The sequence below is a fragment of the Cohnella yongneupensis genome, from assembly GCF_042655785.1.
Taxonomy (GTDB): domain Bacteria; phylum Bacillota; class Bacilli; order Paenibacillales; family Paenibacillaceae; genus Cohnella; species Cohnella yongneupensis.
The window spans coordinates 108592-134991 of the sequence record NZ_JBHSNC010000017.1; the positions used below are offsets into that span (position 1 = coordinate 108592).

The window sequence follows — 26400 nt, forward strand, 5'->3', positions numbered from 1 at the left end:
GCGCCGCTGTAACGTTGCCTTATGAGGTTACACGAACAAATCCCGCAGGAGCGCCGCTGGAACGTTGCCTGACGAGGTTACTCGAACAAATCCCGCGGGAACGCCGCTGTAACGTTGCCTGACGAGGTTACACGAGTAAATCCCGCGATAGTGCACCGTTGGAGCGAGCGTCGAGCGAGGTTTCGCCGAATTAGCAGAGCGTGGCACCGTTGGAGCGCTCGCAAATAAAAACAGCCCCCTCGCATCATGCGAAGGGGCTGTCAGCTACTTAAACTAATGTTACTTTTTCGCCGGAGTCGTCACGACTAGCGCGTCGATCATTTTCGCAAGCGAGTTGTAGGTCGTAACGATCGGACTGTTCTCGAGCATGACGTCCGTTATTTTGCGGTCTTTGACCAGCGTGAGGAGGTTGCCTTTGTAATACCTTGGGTCGACGATGTCGATCTCCTCGAAATGCGGCACCAGGAACGGCACCATCGCGTTGGCGTACGAGTCTTTGACGAGCAGCAAACGCTTGCCGTTATGGACGTCCGTCGTGATGCGTCCCAGCGAGAAGTCTCCGCCCAGGAACACCGCGTACCCGCCTCGGCCGTCGGTCGGCATAGTCGTCTCGACTAGCGGATGCGACTTCGGCTTCGATGTTTTGTAGACGTCGAATTTGAACTTCGTCGTCGGCATATAAGTGGTGATCGTGTCGGGATTTTTCTTCATCGCGGTGTTCAAGGTCGCCGAATAGGCGGACCCTAGGAAGTTCTTGATCTCCTGCTTCTTGAAGGAAGACAGCGGAAGAGCCTTCACGCCCATCGCTTCGGCGACGCCTTCATAAGCGTAGTAAGCGCCCAGCGTCGTCCAGTGATGGTCCGAACGGTAATACACGTACTCGCCCTTATGCGGCTCGATATGCGCGTAAGCCGGCACCGGAATGACGCCTTTGTCCGTCTGTGCATATACGTTGGCGAAAGCATCCTTCTGCGAATCGTTCAGCTTTTTGTACTTGGCTTCTTCGACGAATTCGACCTGAGAAGGCACGAGCAACGAGTACAGATTCACGTTCGGCTTAAGAGCCGCCCGCAGACGGTTAAGCGTCGCCGCATAGTCGGCCGAAGCCGGGGCGGAAGAATGATATAGCAACATTGCCTTGTCTTTGATTACGAGGTACGTGGATTTCTCCGTCTGCACGACCCCTTCGGAGCCGTCATCCTTGCTCGCGACGGCTACATCGGCAGATACGGGAACCGCGTCGGAATTATCCGTAGCCGCGCCAGTTGCCTCCGGCTGTCCTTCCGTAGTCGGGGCGCCGAGATTTTCGCTCATGTTGTTGCCGCCTGCCTCGACCAGCGCTACGCCGTCGGAGCTGTTCCAGCCTTTGAGCGACTTGATGTTGCTTCCCGTCTCCACCATCGATTCGCGCATCACGAAGTGATCGGAGTAGTAGTTGTCGAACTGCTTCGTATAAGTGCCGTCGACGATGCTGTCCAGCGTAAGCTTAGGCATCGGTTGAATATCCCGCTTTTCCAGCAGAGAGACGGTCTGATCTTTGGAGGCGAATAGGTTCATCGCAGTAATCGTGACGATCGGAATCAGGAACAACGCGATATTAAAGGCGTGCTTGGACTTCATGGGATCACCCTTCTAGAAACGATAGTAAAGGAACGGGTTGTACGTGCTGCCTACAAGCAAAATCGTTGCGATCGTTAGGATGGCGACGTTATAGACCGGTTGCACCCAATCCGCGTAATTGCGCAGGGACGGGATTCGCATGATCAAGGCGCCGACGAGCGGAGTCGATGCGACGATGGCGACTAGGAACAGCACGATATTCTCGTTGAAGTAAAGCGAGAATTCGACCGTGGACAGCGGAAGGTTCGTCGCCCCGAACATGATGCCGAGCGTATGGAACGCGTCGCCGATATCGGTAAAGTAGAACCACACCCACCCGACTAGCATCAAAAGCAGGAAGTAGATGTGCGATACGAAGCCTGGCAGCTTGCCGAGCAGCTTGGACAGGAACAACCGTTCAAGCCAAATCAGCAACCCGAAGTACAAGCCCCAGATGATGAAGTTCCAGCTGGCGCCATGCCATAGACCGGTCAGCAACCAGACGACGAACAAGTTGCGTACATAGTTGGAACGGTTGCCGCCGAGCGGGATATAGACGTAATCGCGGAAAAATCCTCCGAGCGACATGTTCCAGCGCCGCCAAAATTCCCCGGCCGACTTGGAGATGTACGGATGGTTGAAGTTTTCGTTCAACGTGAACCCGAACATTTTGCCGAGCCCGATCGCCATATCCGAATAACCAGAGAAGTCGAAGTAAATCTGAATCGCGAACAGGCACACGCCGAACCACGCAGCCGCAACGGAATCCGCTCCCCCTTCGAGCATGACGGACACGGTTTCTCCGGCCAGATTGGCGATGATGACCTTCTTGCCTAGACCGATAATGAACCGGTTGATCCCGTCGCTGAAGCCGGCGAGCGTGACTTTTCGTTTCTCCATCTGGCCTTCGATATCCGAGTAACGAATAATCGGTCCGGCGATCAGATGCGGGAAGAACGATACGTACAGCAGCATTTTCATCGGAGAACGCGGTGCTTTCACGGCCCCTTTGTACACGTCGGACAAGTAACAAATAATTTCGAACGTGAAGAAGGAAATACCGATAGGCAAGCTTACGTCGGGATTCGAGATGTGCGTGCCGAGCAATTCGTTGATGTTATCGACCAAAAACCCGGTATATTTGAAAAATCCGAGTATGCCGATGTTAAGAGCGATGGCGAAGATAAAGATGATCTTCCCCTGCAACGTGCCTCGCCTGCGATCGATCGCGATCGCGAGCAAATAACCGATTAAGGACGCCGCGAGCAGCAAAACGACCCACACCGGCTCGCCCCAAGCGTAGAAGGCGAAGGAGAACAGGATCAGAACCCAGTTGCGATATGTCGTATTTCGAATGACGAAATAAGTAATCAGCAGAGCCGGAAAGAACAAATACAAAAACAATAAACTCGAGAATACCATTTAATCACCTATCGATTCTTTGAATGGGTACAAGACTACTAGACTAATATAGGGGATGAAACTTTCTTTGAAAAGTGGAAATTTAGTAGACGATGTAGAACTTTAGCAAAAAATGTACCCAAAGAAATAGACGCCCGCACGCCGCGAGCGTCTTTCTTTCGTGCTATTCCAGCGAATCCCTCTCCGACCTCGTCAGCTTATTCCGCACGAGGCGATACGATTGCTCGAGCATATCCAGCACTTCGTCGCTCGGAACCGTCCCGTTAAGCACGACGGTATTCCAATGCTTCTTGTTCATATGGTAACCGGGGAGCACCGCGTCCGGATATTGCTGCCGCGTAAGCCAAGCTTCTTCCGGCACGACCTTCAGGTTAACGCTCTCGTGCGTCCCCGTTCTCCCTAGCAGCGCGAACATCTTGCTTCCGACGAACAGTACGGGCAAGTTCGGATCGAACGGATATTGCAAGGACGCGCCTGCTTTGCCTAGTCCGATGGCGATCAGTTGCTCGTGGTTGATCATAGCAGATCCGAGTATTCCAGGAATCGCTTCAGCATAACGGTCGCTTCGGCGCGGGTCGCATTGTTCTGCGGCTTGAGCTCGGTTGCCGAAATGCCTTTGATCAATCCTGCCATTACGCTGATTTGCATGCCTTCCTTCGCCCAGCTGCTGACTTTGGCTTTGTCTTTGAAGCTGTTAAGCGAAGTTGGGGTAGATACGGTCGACACGCCCGCGAATGACATCGCGCGTACGAGCATCGTAGCCATCTCCTCGCGGGTAATCGAAGCGTTCGGACGGAACGTGCCGTCATTGCCGCCTTCTACGATACCTGCCTTGCTTACCGCTCCGATATATGCGGCGGACGCATTCGTTGCGCTTACGTCCTGATAGCGACTTGCCGCTTGCTTATCTCCGCTTAAACCTAGGCCCCGCGCAAGATATTCCGCGAACTCCGCGCGCGTGATGTTCTTGTCCGGCGCGAACGTCTTGCTTTTCGGGCCGTCGACGATGAACTTCGACGCCAACTGCGTAACCTCTTTGACCGCCCAATGCTTCGTCATGTCGGTATAGATGACGTCTTTGCGAATGACGGCATAAATACTGTTGCTCTTGCGCTTGAAATCGACTGTCGCGGTCGTTCCCGATACCGTAACTTGCGTTGGCACGTAGACCAGCTCTCCCGCGTCTTTGTCGTACCGAACGACGGCAACGTTATCCGTAGTACCCGTGAAGGAAGATACTGTGAAGGTTCGGGTGACGTACATATCAAAAGCATCGATCGGTCTCTCTTTGCCCGAATATAGCACGCTGGCCGAGAAGTCCGCCGGCGAGGCGAGCAGCGCCGCGGTCTGAATGTTGATCGCGGACGAAAGGTTCGTGTCTTGCGTCTTCTCGATCGTAAGAATGAGCTTCGCGGTAGAGACGTCCGCGTTCGAAAGATAAAGCTCCTTACTATAGTTGATTGCCGTAAGTGGCAACGTGAACTGCAGATCGCCGAACTCGATCCGAAGCGATGCGTTCGATGCTCTCGCCGCGGCATCCATCAACGAGCGAATCGGCACGCTGACTTGCGCGACTTGCTCGGTCGTTGGAATTTTCAAAGTCAGGATCGGCTTCGTAATCCCGCCGCTCGCGCCCAATCGAATTTTATCGTATGCGGCAAGCAGCTTGTCCCCGTCGATGATGTAACGGTTACCCGCGCGTCCGGACGCCAAAGCGTTCCATTCCGACGTCGTCGATTTGGCGACGATGAACCGTAGACCTCCGTTGCCGTCGGACTCCAAGTAATCAGGCAATACGAGGTTCGTTCCGTTGCCTGTCGTGGAAGAAGCGTTGATAACGGCTCGTTCAGAGAACGAATCCACTGGCTGATTCAGGATGTCCTTCAACGGAATGCCCGCGCTGCTATAGCTGACCGTGACGACTTGGCCTGAGACGATCGGCGTCGCCAGCGTCAAGAACACTTGCGTGCCTTGTACGACAACCGAAGTTACGCCATCGTACGCATTGTTCGCTTTAACGAAGTATTGCGTCGAATACGGAACGGACGAAAGATTGAGCGCTTGACCGTAAGTCAAGATAAGCGAACTGCCGTTTGCCGTAGCCGTAACGAGCGGCGTTACCGCCGTACTGCCTGCGACGATTCTGTAACTACTGAATGCGCCCGCGGGATTGCCGGACAAATCCACGATGCCCGGAGTGCTTGGAAGATAGGACACGTAGGCGTTCGCGTTAGCCGCAATCGGCTGCGCGAGCGTAAGATCCACGGAGTTGTTCGACACCGCAATCGACGAAATGCTCATCGCTTGTCCGTCGCTAATGACGGAGAAGTTCGATTTGAGCGGGACCGACGAGGACAACAGTCCTTCGTTAAACGTAAGCTTTAGGTTCGTTCCTAGCGCGGCTGCCGATGTCAGCTGAGGCGGCTGGGTGTCGTTCAGGTTCTGAACGAAGAAGTCCGCGAACGCCGCCGCTCCATTGCCGCTAAGGTCGCGAAGCGGAGTCGTGCCTGGCGTGTAGGAGACAGATACCGACTGGGCGTTTATGCCGCTGCCATATAGGATGATCGTAAGCGTAGAACCGCTAACGCTAACGAGATTAATACCTTGGCTGGAGCCGTTAAACTTTACCGTGAATTGGGAAGCCGCCGCGCTTGTCAACGCCTGCAGGGGCTTGTTGAAATTCAGAACGAGCGTCGTGCCGTTCAGCGTACCGCTCACAGGACGCGGTAACGTCGTATCCGATGTGTTCGTAACGACTTGCGCGTTCAAGAGCGGTGCCTGATTGCCGGACAAGTCCTGCAGCCGGTGCGCGGGATCTCCGTCGACCGTATAGGATACCTTCACTCCTTGCCCGAGCGCAACACCACTCTGCAGCGTCAGTCTTACAGCGTTGCCGGAGACAGCCACGAAGTTCACTTGCCGCGGAACGTCGTTGACGGTTACGTAGTAGTTACCCGGATAAGGCACGAATGTCGGATCTAGCTCTTCGTTATATGTGAGTAGGACGGCGCTTCCGTCCATCGACGCGCTCGCGATTTGCGGAGCCGTCGTGTCCCCCCCGATCGTCTTGAACGTCCAACGGTAATCGTTGAGGATGCCCGGGAACCGATTAAGCGCTAAGTCCGTAATCGCGTCATTCGGGATGCGCACGATGTATGTGGTTGCGGCAGCCAAACCCGTTACGCTGAATACCGCCTTGCGCAAATCCGCGTTATCGCGCGTGATAGTTGCCGTTATGGCCGTCCCTCCCCCGGAAGGGACAAGCGTAGCGTTGCCGTTAGGAACGGCGATTTCTTCGCTGAATTGCATGGAGAACGTAGCGGTCGACTTGACCGTCTGGCTGCCGGCTACTGGCATCGTGCCGATTAATTCTGGCGCGACGGCGTCGGACGTTACCTTAAACCACCATGTCGCAAAATCGTTGGAGCCGATTCCCGCATAGTTGCGCCCCGCCAAATCCGTAATCGCAAGATTACCGATTTGAACGGCGTATACCGTATTTTGCACGAAATTACCGCACCCAGGTTGAATCGAAGGCGTAATCGTAAGCGTATCCGTTCCGCCCCCGACGACCGCGCTCGAAGTGATCGGAATCGAACAGAACACCGTCTGAGGTGCCGCGGTATGACGAATGACGATCGTGCCGCTGCCCGGCTTGACCGGTTCGCTGAATTTAATCGTAAGCGCGCCGTTCACAGCGGTTGTAGTCCCGCCGTTAACCGGCGACAGCGCTACGACCGTCGGATCGACCGTATCCGCTGTCGCTTGCGTCGTGAAGTTCCAAGATACGGCGTCGACGATGCCTTCATACACGTTATTCGACGCGTCTTTCAGCACGCCCGGATCGACGAGAATGTAGTAGCCGGTATTCGCCGCAAGCGCGGCGGAGAATGCGATCGTGACGTTAGCGCCGTTAACCGTGACGCGAGACGAATCGACCGCCATATTGATCGTATCTACGGTTACGTTGTCGGACACTCTTTTGAGCTGTATCGTGCCCGTATTGCCCTTCTGCATATTCACCGCGAACGTCATCTGCGCGGATAAGCTACCTGCGGTAATGCCTGACGCGTTGTCCGCAGGAACCGTAGTCGGAAGAGCTACAGCTGGGGCCGTCGTCGTGAAAGTCCAGCTCGTAAGCGCGTATTTGTTGCCGACAACGTCGACGAACGCGTTGTTCTCGACCAGTACTTCATAAGGTTTGCCGGACACGAGGCGCGTCGGCGGCTGAATCGTAATGACCGTCTGATTGGTCCCGTTCACGATTCCGCTCCCCGATACCGCGGAAGACAACACCGATATCACCTGCGTATCACCGGTGTCGGTACGAACGATCCGAATGCTGCCCGCTGCCGCGAACACCTTCTCGTTGAACGTCAATCGGAGCGCATCGGTCGCAAGCATCGTACCGCCGTTCGCGGGAGCGAGCGCTGCCGATGGCGCCGTGCTATCGCTTGCGATAACATCGAAGTTCCATTCGGTCGCGTTGCTAATACCCGAATAACCTAAGCCGGATCCGTTAAGGAAGGCGTTAGGGCTTATCTCTACATAATAGCTATGACCTGCGACAAGCAAGCCGTTCGGATCGATTACGACCGTATTCGCCGACACGGGGTCGAAGCTGATTCGGGAATCGGTAACGTTGTAACTGACTACTGCAATATTCGTGCTCGAATCCTTGATCGCTACCGTACCTCCGGTAGCCTTCGTCACGTTCTCGTCGAACACGAGCTTCAGCTTGGCGTTAGCCGGTACCGACGTATCGTTATCGGCTGGATAGGAGGAGATTTTCGCGGGACCGGTAGGCGCCGCATAAGAAGCTCCCGCTACCCATAATTGGGCGAGGAGTGACAAGATGAGCGCAAGCAATAAAGTTCTTCGTAGCTGCAATCGTATTACCTCCCGACAAGTACACACTAGTACCTTATATGTCGGCTTCGGGCTTGGAGAATTTTAGGGTTAATCGACCTATTTCCGCAACTATCGACGAAAAAATAAGGCCCCCGCTTGAGCGGGAGCCTTATCGATGTATGGATTAGGTTATGCCAATGCGCCTTGCTTCAGCGCTTCTACGCGATCCAGACGTTCCCACGGAAGATCGATATCCGTGCGTCCGAAGTGTCCGTATGCCGCAGTTTGGCGGTAGAGTGGACGGCGAAGGTCGAGCATCTTGATGATGCCTGCCGGACGAAGGTCGAAGTTGCTAGTGATCAGCTCGACGAGCTTCTCTTCGCTAACTTTGCCTGTGCCGTAAGTATCGACGTTAACCGATACTGGCTTCGCTACGCCGATCGCGTAAGCAAGCTGGATTTCGCATTTGTCAGCAAGACCAGCCGCGACGATATTCTTCGCGACGTAGCGCGCTGCGTAAGCCGCGGAACGGTCGACTTTCGTCGGGTCTTTGCCGGAGAATGCGCCGCCGCCGTGGCGAGCGTAACCGCCGTACGTGTCGACGATGATTTTACGGCCGGTAAGTCCAGCATCGCCTTGAGGTCCGCCGATTACGAAACGGCCCGTCGGGTTAATGAAGAACTTAGTCTCGCCGTCGATCCATTCTTGCGGAACGACCGGAGCGATTACGTGCTCGCGGATGTCGCTTTGAATTTGCTCAAGCGAAACTTCTTCCGAGTGTTGCGTCGAAATGACGATCGTATCTACGCGAACCGGCTTGCCGTCTACGTATTCGATCGTAACTTGCGTCTTACCGTCCGGACGTAAGTAGCTGAGCGTATCGTTCTTGCGAACTTCGGCCAAGCGGCGGGACAAACGGTGTGCAAGAGCGATCGGAAGAGGCATATATTCAGGCGTCTCGTTCGTCGCGAAGCCAAACATCAAGCCCTGGTCTCCGGCGCCGATGTCTTCGTTCTCTTGCTTCATATCTTTGCCGTCGCGCGACTCGAGCGCGGCGTTAACGCCTTGCGCGATATCGGCGGATTGTTCGTTCAGGGAAGTCAGTACGGCGCAAGTGGTGGAATCGAATCCATATTTAGCGCGCGTGTAGCCGATTTCCTTAATCGTGCGACGCGCGATAGCGGATATATCGACATAATCAGCCTTACTCGTGATTTCACCAATAACAAGTACGAGTCCAGTTGCTACGGACACTTCGCAAGCTACGCGAGCATTAGGGTCCGCTTCCAAAAACGCGTCAAGTACCGCGTCGGAAATTTGATCGCATATCTTATCCGGATGGCCTTCGGTGACCGATTCGGATGTGAAGAGATGCCGTCCTTTAATCGACAAAGTCTTCGACCTCCATATACAAAAAATGAACCTTTTCCGATTGGAAAAGGCTGTAAAGACAAACCTTCGAATAATAATGATACCGTAATTGTCGAGGAGTGTCAATAAAAAGCCCTTGATCCTCTGCTTTAGATGACCGTGTTTTGGGCTTGCCGTATGAGCCGTTTCGTGATCTCTCCGCCGATCGATCCCGTCTCGCGCGACGTTAAGTTTCCATAGTATTGTTGCCCTACGCTTGCGCCGCCTATGCTGCCCAATTCACCAGCAAACTCTGTATCCATCCCCGCCGAACCCTGATTCAATGGTACCCCGATTTCCGACGCGATTTCGTATTTCATCTGATTTAGCGCATTTTCACACCCGGGTACGACATGCTGTCTGCGTTTAGCCATTAGTTCAACAAGCCTCCTTGATCTGTGATGGGGTTAGTATGTACTGACACCAAGTCGTCAAGGCGTATGAGTTAATGGGTGATTGGGGAAAATATTCTAATCTTGCTTGCTTGTGCTTCGTATATAGTCGTGCAACGCCTCGCGCCAATGCCGCAAGGGCTTAAACCCTGCATCGATGAGGGCTTGATTGCCTAACACGGAATAAGCCGGTCTTGGCGCTGGGCGAGGGAACTCTTCCGTGTTGCATGGAATAACCCGAATGTTGGTTAAGCCCGCTTCCTCGAAAATAGCCTTTGCGAATTCATACCAACTGCAAATACCGCTATTCGACGCATGATAAATGCCGTAATCGTCGGTCTGAGCAAGCGATAGCAATAATTCCGCCAAATCATAAGTGAACGTCGGCGATCCGACCTGATCTTGAACGACCTTAAGCTCATTCCGCTGCTCGGCGAGTTTCAGCATCGTTTTCACGAAATTATTGCCGTATCTACCGTATACCCAAGAAGTCCGAACAACGAATAAGCGTGAACAGTGCGCGGCCGCCTCACGCTCGCCTTCCAGCTTCGTTCTCCCATATACGGATTGCGGGTCGGTGGCATCGTGCTCGCTGTACGGCGTCACGTTCTTGCCGTTGAATACGTAGTCCGTGCTTACGAAGATGAACTTTGCCCCCACCGCTTCCGCCGCAATCGCGACGTTGCGGGTACCTAATACATTCACGAGCCGGGCCGTATCCGGTTCAGCCTCCGCGCGATCGACCGCAGTATGAGCTGCGGCATGAATAATCGCATCCGGTCTAAGTTCATCCATAACCGACTTACACTGGTCCGCATCCGTTATGTCGAGCTTGCTTCTATCTAGTCCAACGATACGAATATGCGGTGCAACGCTCATTCGCGCGAGTTCCTGACCTAACTGACCCCCGGCTCCCGTGATAACGATCGTAAACGTCTTATCCGTTACGTCATTCATGCACGGTAAGCTCCCGATGCTATTCGATCCATCCATTCTCCATGCTCGAGATACCATTGAATCGTCGCTTGAATACCGGATTCATAATGGTACTTAGGCGTCCAGCCCAACTCTTTGCGAATTTTCGATGCATCGATCGCATAACGGCGATCATGACCTAGACGGTCCTCAACATACGTAATCAAAGATTCCGGCTTGCCGAGTTGCTCCAGAATCGTCCGTACGACATGCAAGTTCGTCCGCTCATTATTGCCTCCAACATTGTAGACTTCCCCATTGCGACCTTGGTGAAGCACGAGATCGATTGCACTGCAATGATCTTCTACGTATAGCCAATCGCGCACGTTAAGTCCATCGCCGTATACGGGCAACGGTTTATCCGCCAATGCATTGCGTATCATAAGAGGGATGAGCTTTTCGGGGAACTGATACGGTCCGTAATTGTTGGAGCAACGCGTTATGTTGATCGGCAAACCGAATGTTTCATGATAAGCGCGTACAAGCAGGTCTGCGCCCGCCTTGCTTGCCGAGTACGGACTGTTTGGAGTAAGAGGCGTCGTCTCGCTGAATAAACCATCGGCTCCTAGCGTCCCATATACTTCGTCTGTCGAAACTTGTACGTATTTATTGACGTTATACTTCCGTGCTAGATCCAATAACGTCTGAGTTCCAAGTATATTGCTGTGAACGAAGATGCCCGGGTTCGTGATGCTCCGGTCTACGTGGGACTCCGCCGCGAAGTTGATTACGGCATCTATGCCATCCTCAAACAGCGGCTCCATCGCGGATACGTCGGCGATATCCGCCTTCACGAAGGAATACCGTGACTCTTGAGCCACGGCTGCTAAATTATCGAGATTTCCTGCATACGTAAGCGCATCGACGTTAATCAGTTGGTAAGACGGATGCTCGCGCAACATGTAGTGAACGAAGTTGCTGCCAATAAACCCAGCCCCGCCTGTAATCAATAATTTCAATGAAGTCACCCTTTAATAGATGAAGTTGTTGTCAGCATCGGCAAGAAGAGGGTGCTTGGAGTCCTTATCGGATAAAATCGGCTCGCTCGTCGGCCATTGTATCCCAATGGACGGATCATCCCATGCGATCCCTCGGTCATGCGCCGCAGAGTAGAGCGAATCGACCTTGTATTGAACTTCCGTATTCGGCATTAGCGTGCAAAACCCATGCGCGAAACCGGCAGGAACCAATAGCTGGCGCTTATTGGCGGCGGACAATTCGAAGCCTTCCCATTGACCGAAAGTTGGCGATCCGTGCCGAATGTCCACCACCACGTCATAAATAGCGCCGGACGTTACTCGGACTAGCTTAGTTTGCGCTTTCGGACTCAATTGATAATGTAAACCTCGCAACACGCCGACCTGAACGGACAAGGAATGATTATCTTGAATGAATGTCATTGGGATCCCCGAAGCTGCAAACCGTTCCGCGTTATAGCTTTCCATGAAAAAGCCCCGGTTGTCCTCGAACACCGCAGGTTCAATTAGCTTCACACCAGGCAATGAGCCTTCTCTAACTAGCATCCTATCACCTTATATCTTTAATTTTCCGAACTCTTCGCTGAATCGGATATCCTGTGCAAGCTCGTTCGCTTTCATTAAAGAATCGTATGTCCCGGCGTCTGTCCACCAACCGTTCAATACATCATAGGTTAAGGAACCCGATTCGATATAAGCGTTATTCACGTCCGTAATCTCAAGTTCGCCGCGACCCGAAGGCTTAAGCGTGCGAATGATATTGAACACAGCGGCATCGTACATGTATATTCCTGTAACTGCGTAAGTGCTCTTAGGTTCCTGCGGCTTCTCTTCGATCGAAATAATACGGTTCCCATCCAATTCCGGCACGCCGTAACGCTTCGGGTCCGGAACTTCTTGAATTAAGATCTTGGCCCCATTCCCTTGCCACCTGAAGTTGTCCACATAGCCGGCAATACTATCCGCAAATACGTTATCTCCAAGAATGACGACCATGGAGTCATTCCCTACAAAATGTTCGGCCATACCCAATGCTTGCGCAATGCCGCCAGCCTCGTCTTGGACTTTATACGTGAAGGATAACCCCATCTCGCGTCCGCTTCCGAGCAGATTTACTACATCGCCCATGTGATCTTTGCCAGTCACGATAAGGATATCTTGTATTCCCGCTTCTTTTAACTTGGCAATCCCATGGAATATCATCGGGTATTTCCCGACAGGAAGCAGATGTTTGTTCGTAACTTTCGTGAGAGGAAAAAGTCGTGAGCCTGTTCCACCAGCTAAGATAATGCCTTTCATAACTCCACCCACATTTCAATTTGATTTAGCACTTTATCTACTCTACTGCTTTTCGATTATATAGAAACTTTGTTTACCCATTAGTAACCAAATAGGTCTTAATTTTAAATATAATTTAACAAGCGATGGCCATTTCGGTATTTTCGATTTTGTAGTATAAGGTAAAAACCTAACTACTTTATGAACTACTTTATAACCTGTTATTGAAAATGCTTCTTCTAAACTGGTGTCCGTTAAAATGGTTTTATGATCAATAAAATCAAAATATCTTCTACCAATCAAACGGAAATTAGGCTGTAGAATAAAAACTTTGCCGCCTTTTTTCAATACTTTTTTAAGATTGGACAACAAATTCAGCACTTCTGTCGAATTTTCTAAATGTTCGAGAAAGTTACTTACAAACGCAACGTCATAATGGTCTTTCTCCAACTCATCCAACGATAGATTATTGACCAATACAATCTTGACATCTTTATTCGCATGATTTTTCACATCAGGATTCGCATCTATTCCTGTTTTTTCTTTTGCATCAATTAAATTGACAAAATGACAATAACCGCATCCTACATCTAAAACAGCAGCATTTTGTGGGACGAATTTTTGGAAATAGTCTTTAACAATAATCTCCCATACTTTTCGAACTTGCTTTAATTCCTCAGTGTCCCAACGATTTTCATATATCTCTTTTAATGGTTCCATATTAAACTCTCCCGACATTTGTATTGTCTATTCTACAATTATTTCCTTAATAGCTAATTTCATTTATACCATTAAGCCCAACGTATATCTACATAGTGATCTTGAGTAGCAGAAGTCCATTTTTTCCCTGAGTCTCATTTAGGACTTAAATGTCACATAGTTATGAGCGATATAACTTGTAATAAGGGGGAAGCAAATCCCAGTTAGGTGTGCAACTTCATGCGTATGCCAACCATAATTCCACCAAGGAAAAATGTACTCTACCAGAAGGATACTTATAATATAGGTCTGAACGAGTGCAATCAGATTAACGATTAAAAAAATCAACGCCTGCCGAGCAGTTCTTTGGTCCGCATCCTCAAAAACAAGCCGTTTATTTAAAATAAAAGCTACACTTAGCCCTAATACAAAAGCAATCGCAATCGAGACGGAAAAACTTACGTATAGATTTAGAACTATTCTCGAACCGAAATTTATCGCTGCCGCAGAGCCGCCTGCCAATATAAATTTAACGAACTGCTTCGATTGGAAAATTCGCATTACTTTCAATGGAATCAACCTTCCCTTACGAGCGCAGCAAGCTCCAACCCGACTCGCATGCTTTCCGAAATCGATCGATCTTCGGGGTAATAATAGGAAGTGTCTGCCATATAGAGGCCTTTCACTTCCGATTTCATCGAAGGCAGCATGGTCAGAAATCCAGGCGGGCATACCGGTTGGGCGTATTGGTACCTGTGTACATGCATCGCTTTTATCCAATCTTCATCAAAGTCGGAATTTAACATCTTCATATAAGAGATGACTTCCGACAAAAACGATTCGTTCGATTCTTTATACTTCGGATGGTCTGCATGAAGGTAGAATGGAACATAGACAACTTTGTCCTGCAGCGGATAAAGGTTGGAATATTCAATAACACCAGGAATCTGTATACGGGAATCATTAATGTTCATCCAGAAGTTTTCAGAGAGTGGCTTAGCCAATTTGAGAATAACACATACGACTCCTATGTTATCTACTGAGGCGATTTGTTGCCTTATTTGATCCGGTAATGCTGGTATCATTTTCGGCACATAAGGGAGTGGAACTGTGGATACAACTTGATCATAAGCGATAAATTCGCCTGCAGAGTGAATACCTTTCACTTTGCCTGCCTCAATAACGACCTCATCGATTCCACGTTGAAGATATATGTTTCCATTATTTCCTTCAATTTTATGCTTAAGCTCTTGAAGCAAAGTTTCGGATCCACCCTCAATATAACCCATTCGCTCTGTAAAAATATTTTTGCGAGATACGCCTACTCTCTTAACTCGTGTCCCTATCCATGCCGCAGAAATTGAGGAACTTAACTCATAAAATTTCAAATCAAATAATGGACGCCAAAAAATATCATATGCTTTTCGGCCGACCCAAGAACGAATCCATTCCGAAGCCTTTTTTTTATCTAACGAATCCCACTTGTTACGTTTGCTAGTCAGAAAGATGTGAAGTCCATAACGCAGCTTGGCAATTAACGATGCCTTTGGAAAAGTTAATAAGTATAGTGGATTCCCCCATTTATAAAGCTTTCCTTCATAGAAGAAACCCATCTTAGTCTCTACCCATTTTAACTTCTCATAGATCCCCAACTCTTTCATGACATCGAACAATGTATAGTCCGGCGCGCAAACGAAATGGTAATATCGTTCAATAGGCATTCCGTCAAAATCAAACGAAGCCGACATCCCGCCTATCCGATCGTCTCTTTCGTAAATGTCGACAGTATACCCTTGTTTGCTGAGATCATAGGCGCAAGCCAGTCCCATTGCACCAGCACCGATCACTGCAATTCGTTTCATGTCTGCACCTCATCGTTTTAAAATATAGCTACTGTATCTTGCATCATGATGGGTTTCCCACATTGCTTGGTCAAATGGTGTCGGCGTTATATCAAATTCTTTCCACCAAGGATCCTCAGGAAATTGGTCACCTGCGGTTAACGCCTTCAATTGGTCAGCGGTAAAAGGTGGTTTCTTGCTAAATACGGCGTATAGCTTCAACAAATAGTAAAAGAGGCCCATTGGAATATGCAAGATGAATGTCCGCAGTTTCTTAATCCTTTTGATAGTGCGAATGATATCCACATAATCAATGCGCTCTTTGCCAGTGATATTGTAGACTCCTCCGTCCGGTCGCTGTTCCATGCATGCTATGATTACACGGCAAAAGTCTTTTACATATAAAGGCTGTCGCATGAATTTACCATCACCCGGGATAGGGAATACGGGTGTGACCTTCATAAACCTGGACAGCCAGCCTAAATGTTTGCGGTCAAACCATCCGAACATCAATGTGGGCCTTAATACGCAGTGATTAAACCCACTGTTAATTACGATCTCCTCTTGTTCAGTTTTTGTTCTTGTATAGTCGTCATCTGCAACTGAAATAACAACTGAAGAGCTGATATGGACGATATAGGGAATAGCGAATCTTTTTGACGCTTCCAAAATATGCTTTGTTGCGACGATATTATTTTGAACAAACGGTTCAGCTGTTTTACTTGTAATCTGGGCTTGGAGCATAATCAATACATCCCCGCCCTCAAACGACTCGATCCACTCTCCAGGTTTGGAAACATCCGCCTGAATAATCTCTATATCTGGATGCAATTCCCGTAAATACTTTAAGTTATAGGGGTGTTGATCAATTGCAACAATATTGCGATACCCGCGTTCTTTCAGCAGGATGATCAAATTTTGTCCAACAAGTCCAGCTGCACCGGGGATGATTATTTTCAAGTTGAAGTCTGCCATTACGCCTCCAAGGAACTAAACGAATTGTTTGACATAGATCACGGCTACGCCGAAAAGAACGATCGTTACGAGGATATGGCGATCCGTCAACAGAATCTCCTCTGGTTTACCGCCGCCATTCTCCATGTGCACCAAATAGTAATAGCGGAAAATTCCGTAGATAACAAATGGGATGGTATACATCATGGCCGGCTGCTCAGTAGCGGCATACATAGAGTAAAACATGATAACGACGCCTGTAACAATTGCCATTAACTGATCCAATAATTTAACCGTATAAAAGTCAAGAACCTTTCTTCTACGCGATGGATCGTTCGTAAAAAGTTCAAGCTCGTGCCTGCGCTTACCAAGTGCAAGGAACAAGGAAAGTAATAAGGTACACAATACAAACCACGGGGTCAGATAAAGGCCTACCGCAAATGCTCCAGCAGCAGCTCGTAGAACAAAACCAAAGGCGATAATCATAACATCTATGATTACAACGTGTTTAAGTCGAAGGCTGTATGCAAGATTCAATGCGAAATATACACCCAAAATCAACAAAAGCTCTATATTAACAAACAAGCCAAGACCTGCCGATGTTACGAACAAAACAATTGCAGTTATAATCGCTTGGAACACCGTAACCGCTCCAGAAGCGATCGGTCTATGACATTTGTCAGGATGCAGACGATCCTTCTCCAAATCAACGATATCATTAATGATATAAATAGTGCTGGCCATAAATGAAAAGCATATGAATGCAATAAAAGCATTAATAAGGTTAGAGGGCTCCAGCATGGTTCCTGCAAACATTGCAGAAGCAAACACCAATAAATTTTTAGTCCATTGTTTTGGGCGGAGCTCCCTCACCAATCCCTTAAAAACGTTTGAGTAGGTGGGATTTGAAGCAGGTATTGTCGTTTGAAGCTCCAATGTTTTCACTCCTAAATAAATAAATGAAATAGAAATCCGAGTAGAATTCCTAACAACAACCCGCCCAACACTTCAAGCTTGGTGTGTCCCATGCTTTCTCGGTGCTTCTTCGATTCACCCACCGATAATTGATTGAGGCTGACAGCATGGTTCCCGACATGTCTTCTAAGCCCTGTAGCATCGATAATCACTACCATAATTACAGCGACACCAAGACCAAAAGTTGGACTTGAAAACCCTTCCTGAAATCCAATCATGAAAGTAACGGTTGTTACAATCGTTGTATGATTGCTTGGAAACCCTCCATTACCGACACGACTCTTGGCTTCTTTACCGAACCGCATATAATTGATGCAATATTTGAGCGTTCCTGCCACAAACCAAGCGATCATCGGGGCTAAAAAATAATACATAAAACACCTCTATAAGGATAATCGTTTGAAAATCCGTTCCGGAATCGACTTGATAATGAGCATGATCCACTTCCAGAAAAATGGCGTATATAAGATGGATTTGTTTTTACGAATAGCTTTAATGATGTCTCGAGCTACACGCTCCGGCTTTGCAACTAGAAACAGCCCTTCTTGCCCGAACGTCATCTTCGTATCTACAAAGCCAGGCTTTACCGTAAGGACGTTTACTCCTGATTTGGACAATCGATTTCTTAGTCCTTGTAGAAACAGGGAAAGCGCTCCTTTGGCCGATCCGTAGATATAGTTACTTTGGCGGCCTCGATCACCAGCTACTGAGGATATGGCACAGATGAACCCGCTTTTCCTTGCCTCGAAATATTGGGCAGCAATGTGTAGAATGGAAACGCAGGAAGTATAGTTTACATCAATGACTTCCTTAGCCAAGTTGTTGTCGACTTGCGATTGTTGCTGGTCGCCCATATAACCATAGCAAAGTATAATACCGTCCAAATGGCCAAGATTTCTAACACACTCGTCAAAGAAGGAAACGTGTGTTTCAAAAGCAGTTGCTTGAAAATTGGCTACGTGAAAGTTCCCATTGTGACGAACCCGCAAATCTCCTTGCAATCTGCCTAACTCGCTCTCAGATCTTCCAGCCAAAACAAGATTAACTCCATCATTCGCTAACTGTTTTACGATTTCTTGGGCTATGCCAGAAGTCGCACCGAGTACAAGGACGTTTTTCATATTAACCCTCCACTATCCGTAGCCGTCTGGCCATGGATGAAGAGAACACATGATCAGGGTCAACCCGGTTTTTAATTTGTTTGAAACGCTCCAAGCTCGGATACATGGCTGCAAAGTGTTCCGGTGCCAATGTTGAATCTTTCGCCAAATACACCCTACCCCCATGACGAATTACAATTTCATCTAACGAGTAAAGGAAGGAAAAGATAGCGTCATTATTTATGGGTATATCTAGCGCTAACGTGTAACCCTTCTTTGGAAAGGAGAGTAGACCACCACTTTCTGCTCCAGAACTTTTCAGTACCGCTAGAAAGGAGGCTCTATTGGAACTACTTAGACACTCTAGCATCTCTGTTAAGCCTTGGTGGCTCGTCTCAGGGGGAAATACCGCTTGATATTGCACGAAACCTTTCTTTCCATACATGCGATTCCACTGGTGAATCGAATCCAAAGGATAGAAAAAACTATCATAGCCCACGATTTTGTGCGAGTCCTTGGGGTGTATGTTGTAATAAAGAGAGTTAAAAGATTTAATGGTTAGTTTATTAAGTATGAAAGATGGAAAATCTATCGGAATTGACAGTTTGGTCTTATGTAGGATTTGAAGTGGATCTCTCTTTTTTACTGTTGCAAGATTTGCGTGATTTCCGCGCATCAACACACTTCGCCCTAAGGATGAGCCCTTTGCCAGACAATCTATCCAAGCCACGGAATAACGGTATTGATCATCGGATTCGTTGAATAATCGCAACGCCTCATCCAAATTCCTAGCCTGTTGATAATGCACATCGTAATAAGCGGTTTCGATCGGAATCAGGTAGAACTTTGCTGTAAGTATGATGCCGGTTAAACCGATTCCTCCGATAGTTGCCCAGAACAACTCAACGTTCTCATCTCTCGAACAGCGGAGTACTTCTCCAGAAGCCAGTAGCAGCGTGAAGTCTAGAAGGTGCTGCGAGAAGGCGCCATCAATATGATGGTTTTTCCCGTGAACATCATTCGCTATAGCTCCGCCAACCGTAATGAACTTAGTTCCCGGTGTAACAGGAAGAAAGTAACCTTTCGGCAAAAACACATCCAGGATTTCCTCAAACGAAACGCCTGCTTCGCACTCTAACGTTAGCGTTTGTTCATCAAAAGAGATAAAGTGATTGAGCTTGGTTGTAATGATCAGACCGCCGTCTTTGTTTAGTGGAGAATCTCCATAGCTGCGTCCCATACCGTATGCAAGATAACTTTTTAAGGATAAAGAGGAGGCACTCTCTCTCAATTGGTCATAATTCTCAGGTCTCACTACATAACTCTCTTGAACGGGATAACGACCCCATCCGCTCATCTTTTGTTTCTTTGCCCCGTTCATGTGACTCAAACCCTCCCGAGAAAACGCATTCGGTGTCGAAATATATCAAACTAAGTTTATCATAGTGTGAACAATAATGCCTATACTTAACCTTCCAGTAGCTTTACGAAGAAAAAGACGATTTCTATTCGAAATTGAACAGAAGTCGTCTTTTTGCGTAGTGCGAGTCAACCCAGTTATTCAAAATATTTACATTTTCTTCTTATCGGTTTCCACTGTGTAACCAAAACTCCCTAATTGGTGATCATCATTATGAAAATCAGAACCGCCTGTCATGAGAATCTGATACTTGCGGGCAAGCGCCTTATACCGGCTTACATCTTCAGGATTATGACTCCGATGCCATACTTCAATGCCATCGAATGGAAAACGTAATAGCGTTTCGACAAATTCATCGTCTTTGAGATATACCGGGTGAGCTAATACTGCCTTTCCCCCGGCATCATGAATTAGCTCTATAGCTTCTTCTGGCGTAATAATCGTCTTATCGATCGCGCACGGCTTCCCGTCTGCAAGGTATTCATCGAATACTTGCTGATAATCCGCTACATAGCCCTTCTTTACGACGGCTTTGGCGATATGAGGACGCGCGATTACGCCTCCCTGACTAAACTCCATAATATCGTCCATCATAATTGGCATACCGATCTCAGCAAACTTTTCGATGATCACTTGAGCGCGACTTTCCCTTGCCCTACGCATTCTTGTCAAAAGCTGATTAAGCTCCTCGACTTTATTCAGCTTGTACCCGAGAATATCTATTGTTTTACCCTCATGCTTGGTGCTTAGTTCCACTCCAGCAATCACTTCTACGCCAACCTCGCGGCCGATTCTTTGCGCTTCGGCAACACCATCTAAGGTATCGTGATCGGTTATGGCAATGACCCGTAGATCAAGCGGTGCCGCTTTTCTTACGAGATCGGCTGGAGAATACTCCCCATCGGATGCTGTCGTATGCATATGAAGGTCGAACTTTCCGTTATCGATAATCACCGATTATTCTCCTTTTAATCAAGGCTGCTTTATCTGTATATACTCTATTGCTAAATTCTTCAGCGTTGCAGACACTTCCATAGACGCCCGCACAATTTCCTCGATTCTTTCTTCAGAAAGTTTTGAGTTCAATGGTTCCGTAGACAATACTTCGCTGCTAGAATAATCAATCCCCCAGTTTTTCTTTAACCATTCGATGCTGCTTTGGCTATTTTCCAATAGGATCTGCTTATTGGTGTAATCAATATCGAATTTAGATCCTTTTACATTCATGAATGGATAAATATCGCCATTGGCTCTGTCCTCGTTCATTTTCCCATCTATAAAAAAGGGCATCCGTTCATTAATATATGAAATGATTTCTCCCGCAATTAATGAGATGCTCTCATTAGCCTTAACGATATTAAATTCAGCGATGTCCTCAGGATTCATCCCGATTACGGATAAAAAGTGACCCACAGGGCCATAATCATGCACAACCGCCTCTTCGAATGAATACACACGTACATTTTCGCTTCCAAAGACATGCATGAATTTTCCAATACGATCTTCAAAGAGATTTCCGATGCTTTGTTTCATGAGTGCTAACGCGCTTTGATAATTTTGTCTGCCGTTTTTAATGAATTGCTGAATGGTACTTATAGCCCAGTGCAATGGGTCTCTTACATATATCATTACTTTAATCTTATTGGAATGCACCGCTATTAAATATGCTTTTAAAGCATTCAGGTTGTCTAATGAAAGAAGAGATATATCTTCACCCGAAACAATTAATTTCGATAGCCCTCTTTCCTCCAATTCCTTTTTTAAATCCTTCAAATATCTCTCATTATTATATTTGATCTGATCAGCACTCGCTCCACTCCTAATATTGGCATGGTATTGAGTAGGATCGTCGCAAAACGCGCTATAAACAGAAGCGGAGTGATTTGCAGTCCAGCATTTGGGATAGATGTACCCTTTGTCTTCCAGACGTCTGTTGTTGTCATTTAAAAAAAATGTCTCCTGGATACTAGTCGTCCCTGTTTTATGTAAACCGACATGCAAGATTACTTCATTGTTATTCTCTTTATGATCGTTCATCATTGATTACAAGCTCTCCATTTATATGCATTTTTCTCTATCCTAAATGCAATTTCGAAATATAACAAGTTAAATGTCGAATTAGATTGATACTAGCTGGTTTGATGAAGTAATCTGTACTAAGGCTATATTTACAATGCAATTATTTCGGGAGGTGATTGGAATTGTTTGGGTTTAAGAGAAAAACCAAACTACTTATACACGCGGGAACACCTAAAACTGGAACGACCACCTTTCAACAGAGTATGTTCGCTCACCGCGACCGGCTTTTGAAAGAAGGGATCCTATATCCTGACTTGGACATTGCACCTGGAATGATGAAGAAACATCAGTGGCTTGTGCAACATTTACTGGAAGAAGACAGAGCTAGCTTTCGCTCCAAATTTGACGAGTTGTCTGATATGTCTGTTAAGTCACGTGCAACATTAGTGGTGCTATCTACCGAGGGGATCTTTAACCATTGGTCGAACTATTCGGCAATAGCTCGAGGAATGTTAAGCGATCTAGCTAATTTATTCGATGTCTCGGTATGGTGCGTCTTTCGAGAACCACTTGCTTTCGCACTGTCCCGCTACGGGCAGGTCGTTAAAAATCCACCCACTAAGTATACACCTGAAAACGGTACGTCGCTGTCGATGGAGGATATCATCCAGTATCCGTCGTTTCGCAAGCGGCTTGATTATGCGAATTTTATATACGGAATCGAGTCCTTGTTTGGCAAAGAATCAATAGTGGTTACCCAATATGAATCAGCTGACATTCTGGTTCAGGCGCGATCCATTCTCGGGGTTTCCGATACCACTTTACCGGATGTTCCACGTATGAACGAATCTTTAAGCCCGCTAGGAGTCGATCTAGTGCGGCGAATGAACAGTGTTCAACTTCCTGAAGCAAGAGAAGAATTGTTGGCAAAAATCGCTTACATAGATAAACTGTTGGGTTCGACCAGCTACCCCCAAACAGTATCCGCGGAATTCAGGCGACAGATAAAAGCCTTATCGGCTCCTAGTGAGAAGCTATTAGCAGAGCGGTTTGGCATCAGATGGACATCAAACTCTACGGGGGACTGACATGAATCTTGAATTTATTATTATTGCTGAAGCAGGGATATTGGAAGCTCAGGCATTAATGCTGTGTGAAAGTATCCGACAGTTCGGCGGTCGTTATGCTCTGTCAGGTATTGCGGTGATTTCGCCGCGACCTGATCGCCGTCCGAATGATGTGACATTGAAGCGTTTAAATAAACTAAATGTGAAATACATTCCGTTAACTGTGGAATCTCCTTGCCCGGAATATGGCACAAGCTTCAGAGTGCTTGCCTGTGCGGAGTATGAAAGAGTGTCGACCGCGGACATATTAGTCGCTTTAGACAGTGATATCGTATTTCTAGCAGAACCAGATTTGGACTTGGGAAGTAACGATGCAGCAGCAAGACCGGTTGGTTTCGTCGGTATGTGTACGAAAGGAGAAGGGGATCCTCGGGATGTCTACTGGAGAAACTTATGTAGCATATGTGAGGTCGATTATAACGCGCTCCCGTATGTCGTGTCGACAGTCGATCGTCAGACAGTGAAGGCTAGTTATAATGGTGGGTTCGTTGTTGTCCAAAGAAACCGCAACATACTTGAGCGGACGGCCGATTATTTTCTTAAATCTGTTGAAGCAGGAATTAAGCCATTCGCTAATGAGGGAATACGGATAGAAGCCGGGCACGGCCTGGTAAGTGTTGCTGGAAGCGAGTACTGGGGAAGTAGCCAAGCTTGCCTTTCATTGGCAATTTGGGGCTCAAACTTAACTTTGCGCGAATTGCCTGCCGGCCATAATTTTCCACTAAATAGTTGTGAGTCTCTACTTCCTGAAATGGAAAGCGGAAAGTTTGGCGAAGTAATTGCCTTACATTATCATCACTTGCTAAATGATACATCGATTGAAGCTCCAAGTACTCTAGATTATCCCGGACTTCCGGTTTCAGGTGTTGAATGGCTAAAGAAACAAGCTTTGCCGAGGTTTCAATTGACAGTTGAGTTTATTAGGGTTCTTGAAATGCAGAACGAGAAATTAAATCATGCAGTACGTGATCGTGATATGGAGCTAAATTCTTCCAGAGAAGAGCTAAGCAGAATATACAGCTCCAATGGTTGGCGAATGTTAACGAAGTATTACAAACTGCGTGATACCATCAAGCGCATTGTAGGAAGATCTTGAAATAGTCTTCCCTATTATATAGCGGGATTTACTTTTTCATTTCATTCAAATACAAGTCGCAAATTTGATTGGACTCACCAATCCCCTTAATCTCGCCTTTATCCATCCAGATTACTCGATCCGTGAGATTCCTAATCTGATCAATGCTGTGAGAAACAAGAATGATCGTTTTACCGCTGTTCATCATTTCTATCATTTTATTGGAGCTTTTCCTTTTAAATTGTTCGTCTCCTACCCCTAATATCTCATCTAAAATTAGAATATCGGGATCGACCTGGGTTGCAATTGAAAATCCAAGTCGAGCCCGCATTCCCGAAGAATAGTTTTTCACTGGTGTATGAATGAACCTCTCAAGCCCCGAGAACTCTACGATTTCATCGTACTTGCCCTTTAAATACTCCTTTGATTTTCCGAGTATCGCGCCATTCAGATATATATTTTCCGAACCAGAGATATCAAAATCGAATCCTGCTCCTAGCTCAAGAAGCGGTGCGACGTTACCATTCACGGCGATTTTTCCGTCGGTAGGTTTGATAATACCGGATATAATCTTCAATAACGTGCTTTTGCCCGCTCCATTATGTCCGATGATCCCAATTCGTTCACCTCGAAATATCTCGAAGTTAACCGATTTTAAAGCATAGAACTCAGAATAACGAATTTCTTTCTTCAGCATTCTGACTATATATTCCTTAAGAGTATCCACTTTTTCATTTGCGAGCCTAAACTTCATTGACACGTTTTCAACGCTTATCTCTACTGTCTTCATTTCATAACCTCTTTAAGTGTGGAGGATAAATTTATCTTGTTTTCTTTCGAATACGATTACACCAACAACCATGGAAAGAACAGCTATAAACGTACAAATCAATAGATTATTGGGATCTGCGGCCACACCGGAATAAACAACATCTCTAAATCCCTTGATGAAATAGTGGATTGGGTTAAGCGTTAGGATAAGACCGTATTTCTCCGGAATAATTGTTGCAGGATAAAAAATAGCCGAAGTATACATTAATATTGTAGTGATTACTCCGTATAGATGTTCTACGTCTCTAAAGAAAACGGTTATCGTTGCGAGCAAAAGACCTATTCCACAGGTGAATATAAATAACAAAACAAGATATATAGGAGCATATAGAATATTCATTGTTACTTCTGCTCTGGTAGCAATCATAATAATTACTAAATCAATAAGAGAGATCGCAAAAAAGATGAAGTTGGAAATAATTTGCGACACCGTAAAAATATACTTGGGTATGTATACTTTATTAAATAAACTAGCGGACGAAATAATCGAATGCATGGATTCAGAAGTACTAGTTGAAAAGAATCCGAATAATAGGGATCCGCACAATAAGTATACCGGAAAGCTTTTAACGTTCTGATCAAATAGGGTTGAAAAAACAATAGTTAAAACAATCATATTAAGTAATGGGTTTAATAAACTCCATATTATCCCCAAGAAAGATCCCTTATACTTCTTCTTTATATCTTTTTTCACCAATAATGTAAGTAAATAATAGTATTTTTTCATTGCATTTAGGTTTACTGTATATTTATCCATAAACTCTCCTACATGTTCTGAGATATTTCCGAAAACCCAATAAAGCGCACTTCTTAACTATAACACACTCGGATTAATGAAGAAATCGCCGAAACTACTGAGCAGCCCCCAATTTACTCCATGACGCGAATTGGATTTTCTTGTCTTGCCGAGCTTCGCCGCCCCAGGACATCCCACGAGGCTCTATCGCTGAATACTCCGGAGCAAATTGAGCCATCGTTCCGGTGAGTGAGAGCCACCTCTCCGGCGTTTTTGAGCCACCCTTCCGGTGGTGAGAGCCACCGCTTAAACCTCCTGCTAGAATGACTCTATGCGTTGTCGGAAGACAATCGCAAATCATTCGTGAGGAGGTCATACAATGACCCAATATCGTGAAATCCTGCGGCTCCATATTCAAGGGATCAGTCAGCGCAACATCGCTGCCAGTTGCGCCTGCTCGCGCAACACCGTCTCCAAAATCATTCAACGTTCAGAGGAAGTGGGGATCTCATGGCCGTTAGAGAAAGAGTTAACGGATGGGGAGCTTCGACAACGTCTGTTCGCTGAGGTGGATCCGACGCCCAGCCGCAAACATCCAGATTACGAGTACATTCACAAAGAGATGGCCAAAAGCGGCGTAACGCTTAGCTTACTGTTAGAGCTAGCGTAATTCGTCCAGCACTAGACGGTGTTAGTTGTCCACGAATTGACGGGAAAAC

At 47.2% G+C, this 26400-nt stretch carries 25 protein-coding genes; 3 read left to right on the forward strand and 22 right to left on the reverse strand.

All coding sequences use genetic code 11. The features are described from left to right. Positions 1–279 precede the first annotated feature (279 nt). From ACFPQ4_RS05850 to ACFPQ4_RS05945, 20 genes are all read right to left on the reverse strand, one after another. Positions 280–1620 carry a DHHW family protein gene (locus tag ACFPQ4_RS05850; RefSeq protein ID WP_378110846.1) on the reverse strand — a complete coding sequence of 447 codons (1341 nt, stop codon included), beginning with the start codon at positions 1618–1620 and terminating at the stop codon, positions 280–282. A gap of 12 nt (positions 1621–1632) precedes the next feature. Continuing rightward, positions 1633–2997, reverse strand: coding sequence for an MBOAT family O-acyltransferase (locus tag ACFPQ4_RS05855; RefSeq protein ID WP_378110847.1), 1365 nt, complete (start codon positions 2995–2997; stop codon positions 1633–1635). A gap of 187 nt (positions 2998–3184) precedes the next feature. After that, complete coding sequence (locus ACFPQ4_RS05860; protein ID WP_378110848.1) at positions 3185–3541, reverse strand: MmcQ/YjbR family DNA-binding protein; 357 nt, start codon at positions 3539–3541, stop codon at positions 3185–3187. Further along, positions 3538–7911, reverse strand: a complete 4374-nt coding sequence (locus tag ACFPQ4_RS05865) for an Ig-like domain-containing protein (RefSeq protein WP_378110849.1) — start codon at positions 7909–7911, stop codon at positions 3538–3540. The genes ACFPQ4_RS05860 and ACFPQ4_RS05865 overlap by 4 nt, the downstream gene beginning before the upstream one ends. Positions 7912–8061: 150 nt before the next feature. Then, the gene (gene metK / locus ACFPQ4_RS05870; protein WP_378110850.1) at positions 8062–9264 is read right to left on the reverse strand and encodes a methionine adenosyltransferase; all 1203 of its coding nucleotides are present in this window, start codon (positions 9262–9264) and stop codon (positions 8062–8064) included. A 128-nt stretch (positions 9265–9392) separates the two neighbouring features. Then, positions 9393–9656, reverse strand: a complete 264-nt coding sequence (locus ACFPQ4_RS05875; protein WP_378110851.1) for a small, acid-soluble spore protein, alpha/beta type — start codon at positions 9654–9656, stop codon at positions 9393–9395. Positions 9657–9752: 96 nt separating this feature from the next. After that, positions 9753–10631 (reverse strand): dTDP-4-dehydrorhamnose reductase, encoded by an 879-nt coding sequence (gene rfbD, locus ACFPQ4_RS05880; RefSeq protein ID WP_378110852.1) that lies wholly within the window; start codon positions 10629–10631, stop codon positions 9753–9755. Beyond that, positions 10628–11608: a dTDP-glucose 4,6-dehydratase gene (rfbB, locus tag ACFPQ4_RS05885; RefSeq protein WP_378110853.1), complete on the reverse strand. Its 981-nt coding sequence runs from the start codon at positions 11606–11608 to the stop codon at positions 10628–10630. Before rfbB ends, rfbD begins: the two co-directional genes overlap by 4 nt. A gap of 12 nt (positions 11609–11620) precedes the next feature. Then, positions 11621–12172, reverse strand: a complete 552-nt coding sequence (rfbC, locus tag ACFPQ4_RS05890) for a dTDP-4-dehydrorhamnose 3,5-epimerase (protein WP_378110854.1) — start codon at positions 12170–12172, stop codon at positions 11621–11623. A gap of 9 nt (positions 12173–12181) precedes the next feature. Then, complete coding sequence (locus ACFPQ4_RS05895) at positions 12182–12925, reverse strand: sugar phosphate nucleotidyltransferase (protein WP_378110855.1); 744 nt, start codon at positions 12923–12925, stop codon at positions 12182–12184. Between the two features lie 42 nt (positions 12926–12967). Further along, positions 12968–13624 (reverse strand): class I SAM-dependent methyltransferase, encoded by a 657-nt coding sequence (locus ACFPQ4_RS05900; protein WP_378110856.1) that lies wholly within the window; start codon positions 13622–13624, stop codon positions 12968–12970. Between the two features lie 138 nt (positions 13625–13762). Continuing rightward, on the reverse strand, positions 13763–14164 hold the full coding sequence (locus ACFPQ4_RS05905; protein ID WP_378110873.1) for a GtrA family protein: 402 nt from the start codon (positions 14162–14164) through the stop codon (positions 13763–13765). 14 nt (positions 14165–14178) lie between these two features. Continuing rightward, positions 14179–15465, reverse strand: a complete 1287-nt coding sequence (locus ACFPQ4_RS05910; protein WP_378110857.1) for an NAD(P)/FAD-dependent oxidoreductase — start codon at positions 15463–15465, stop codon at positions 14179–14181. Between the two features lie 9 nt (positions 15466–15474). Next, positions 15475–16419, reverse strand: a complete 945-nt coding sequence (locus ACFPQ4_RS05915) for an NAD-dependent epimerase/dehydratase family protein (protein WP_378110858.1) — start codon at positions 16417–16419, stop codon at positions 15475–15477. Between the two features lie 15 nt (positions 16420–16434). Further along, the gene (locus ACFPQ4_RS05920; protein ID WP_378110859.1) at positions 16435–17334 is read right to left on the reverse strand and encodes a decaprenyl-phosphate phosphoribosyltransferase; all 900 of its coding nucleotides are present in this window, start codon (positions 17332–17334) and stop codon (positions 16435–16437) included. 11 nt (positions 17335–17345) lie between these two features. Further along, entirely contained in the window at positions 17346–17747 is a 402-nt protein-coding gene (locus tag ACFPQ4_RS05925; RefSeq protein WP_378110860.1) for a divergent PAP2 family protein, read from the reverse strand. 9 nt (positions 17748–17756) lie between these two features. Next, positions 17757–18494, reverse strand: coding sequence for an SDR family oxidoreductase (locus ACFPQ4_RS05930; protein ID WP_378110861.1), 738 nt, complete (start codon positions 18492–18494; stop codon positions 17757–17759). Between the two features lies 1 nt (position 18495). Then, positions 18496–19854, reverse strand: coding sequence for an FAD-binding oxidoreductase (locus ACFPQ4_RS05935; protein ID WP_378110862.1), 1359 nt, complete (start codon positions 19852–19854; stop codon positions 18496–18498). Between the two features lie 189 nt (positions 19855–20043). Continuing rightward, complete coding sequence (locus tag ACFPQ4_RS05940) at positions 20044–20847, reverse strand: PHP domain-containing protein (protein WP_378110863.1); 804 nt, start codon at positions 20845–20847, stop codon at positions 20044–20046. Between the two features lie 18 nt (positions 20848–20865). Then, entirely contained in the window at positions 20866–21933 is a 1068-nt protein-coding gene (locus ACFPQ4_RS05945) for a sulfotransferase domain-containing protein (protein WP_378110864.1), read from the reverse strand. Positions 21934–22094: 161 nt separating this feature from the next. On the opposite strand from ACFPQ4_RS05945, the gene ACFPQ4_RS05950 reads away from it, so the two are divergent. Both ACFPQ4_RS05950 and ACFPQ4_RS05955 read left to right on the forward strand, forming a co-directional pair. Beyond that, on the forward strand, positions 22095–23000 hold the full coding sequence (locus ACFPQ4_RS05950) for a hypothetical protein (RefSeq protein ID WP_378110865.1): 906 nt from the start codon (positions 22095–22097) through the stop codon (positions 22998–23000). A 1-nt stretch (position 23001) separates the two neighbouring features. Beyond that, positions 23002–24135, forward strand: coding sequence for a hypothetical protein (locus ACFPQ4_RS05955; protein WP_378110866.1), 1134 nt, complete (start codon positions 23002–23004; stop codon positions 24133–24135). 28 nt (positions 24136–24163) lie between these two features. Here ACFPQ4_RS05955 and ACFPQ4_RS05960 read toward each other — a convergent pair whose 3' ends face one another. Continuing rightward, the gene (locus tag ACFPQ4_RS05960; RefSeq protein WP_378110867.1) at positions 24164–24904 is read right to left on the reverse strand and encodes an ABC transporter ATP-binding protein; all 741 of its coding nucleotides are present in this window, start codon (positions 24902–24904) and stop codon (positions 24164–24166) included. A gap of 12 nt (positions 24905–24916) precedes the next feature. Next, positions 24917–25702 (reverse strand): ABC transporter permease, encoded by a 786-nt coding sequence (locus ACFPQ4_RS05965; protein WP_378110868.1) that lies wholly within the window; start codon positions 25700–25702, stop codon positions 24917–24919. 358 nt (positions 25703–26060) lie between these two features. On the opposite strand from ACFPQ4_RS05965, the gene ACFPQ4_RS05970 reads away from it, so the two are divergent. Continuing rightward, positions 26061–26351, forward strand: coding sequence for a helix-turn-helix domain-containing protein (locus ACFPQ4_RS05970; RefSeq protein ID WP_378110869.1), 291 nt, complete (start codon positions 26061–26063; stop codon positions 26349–26351). The last annotated feature ends 49 nt before the right edge of the window (positions 26352–26400 follow it).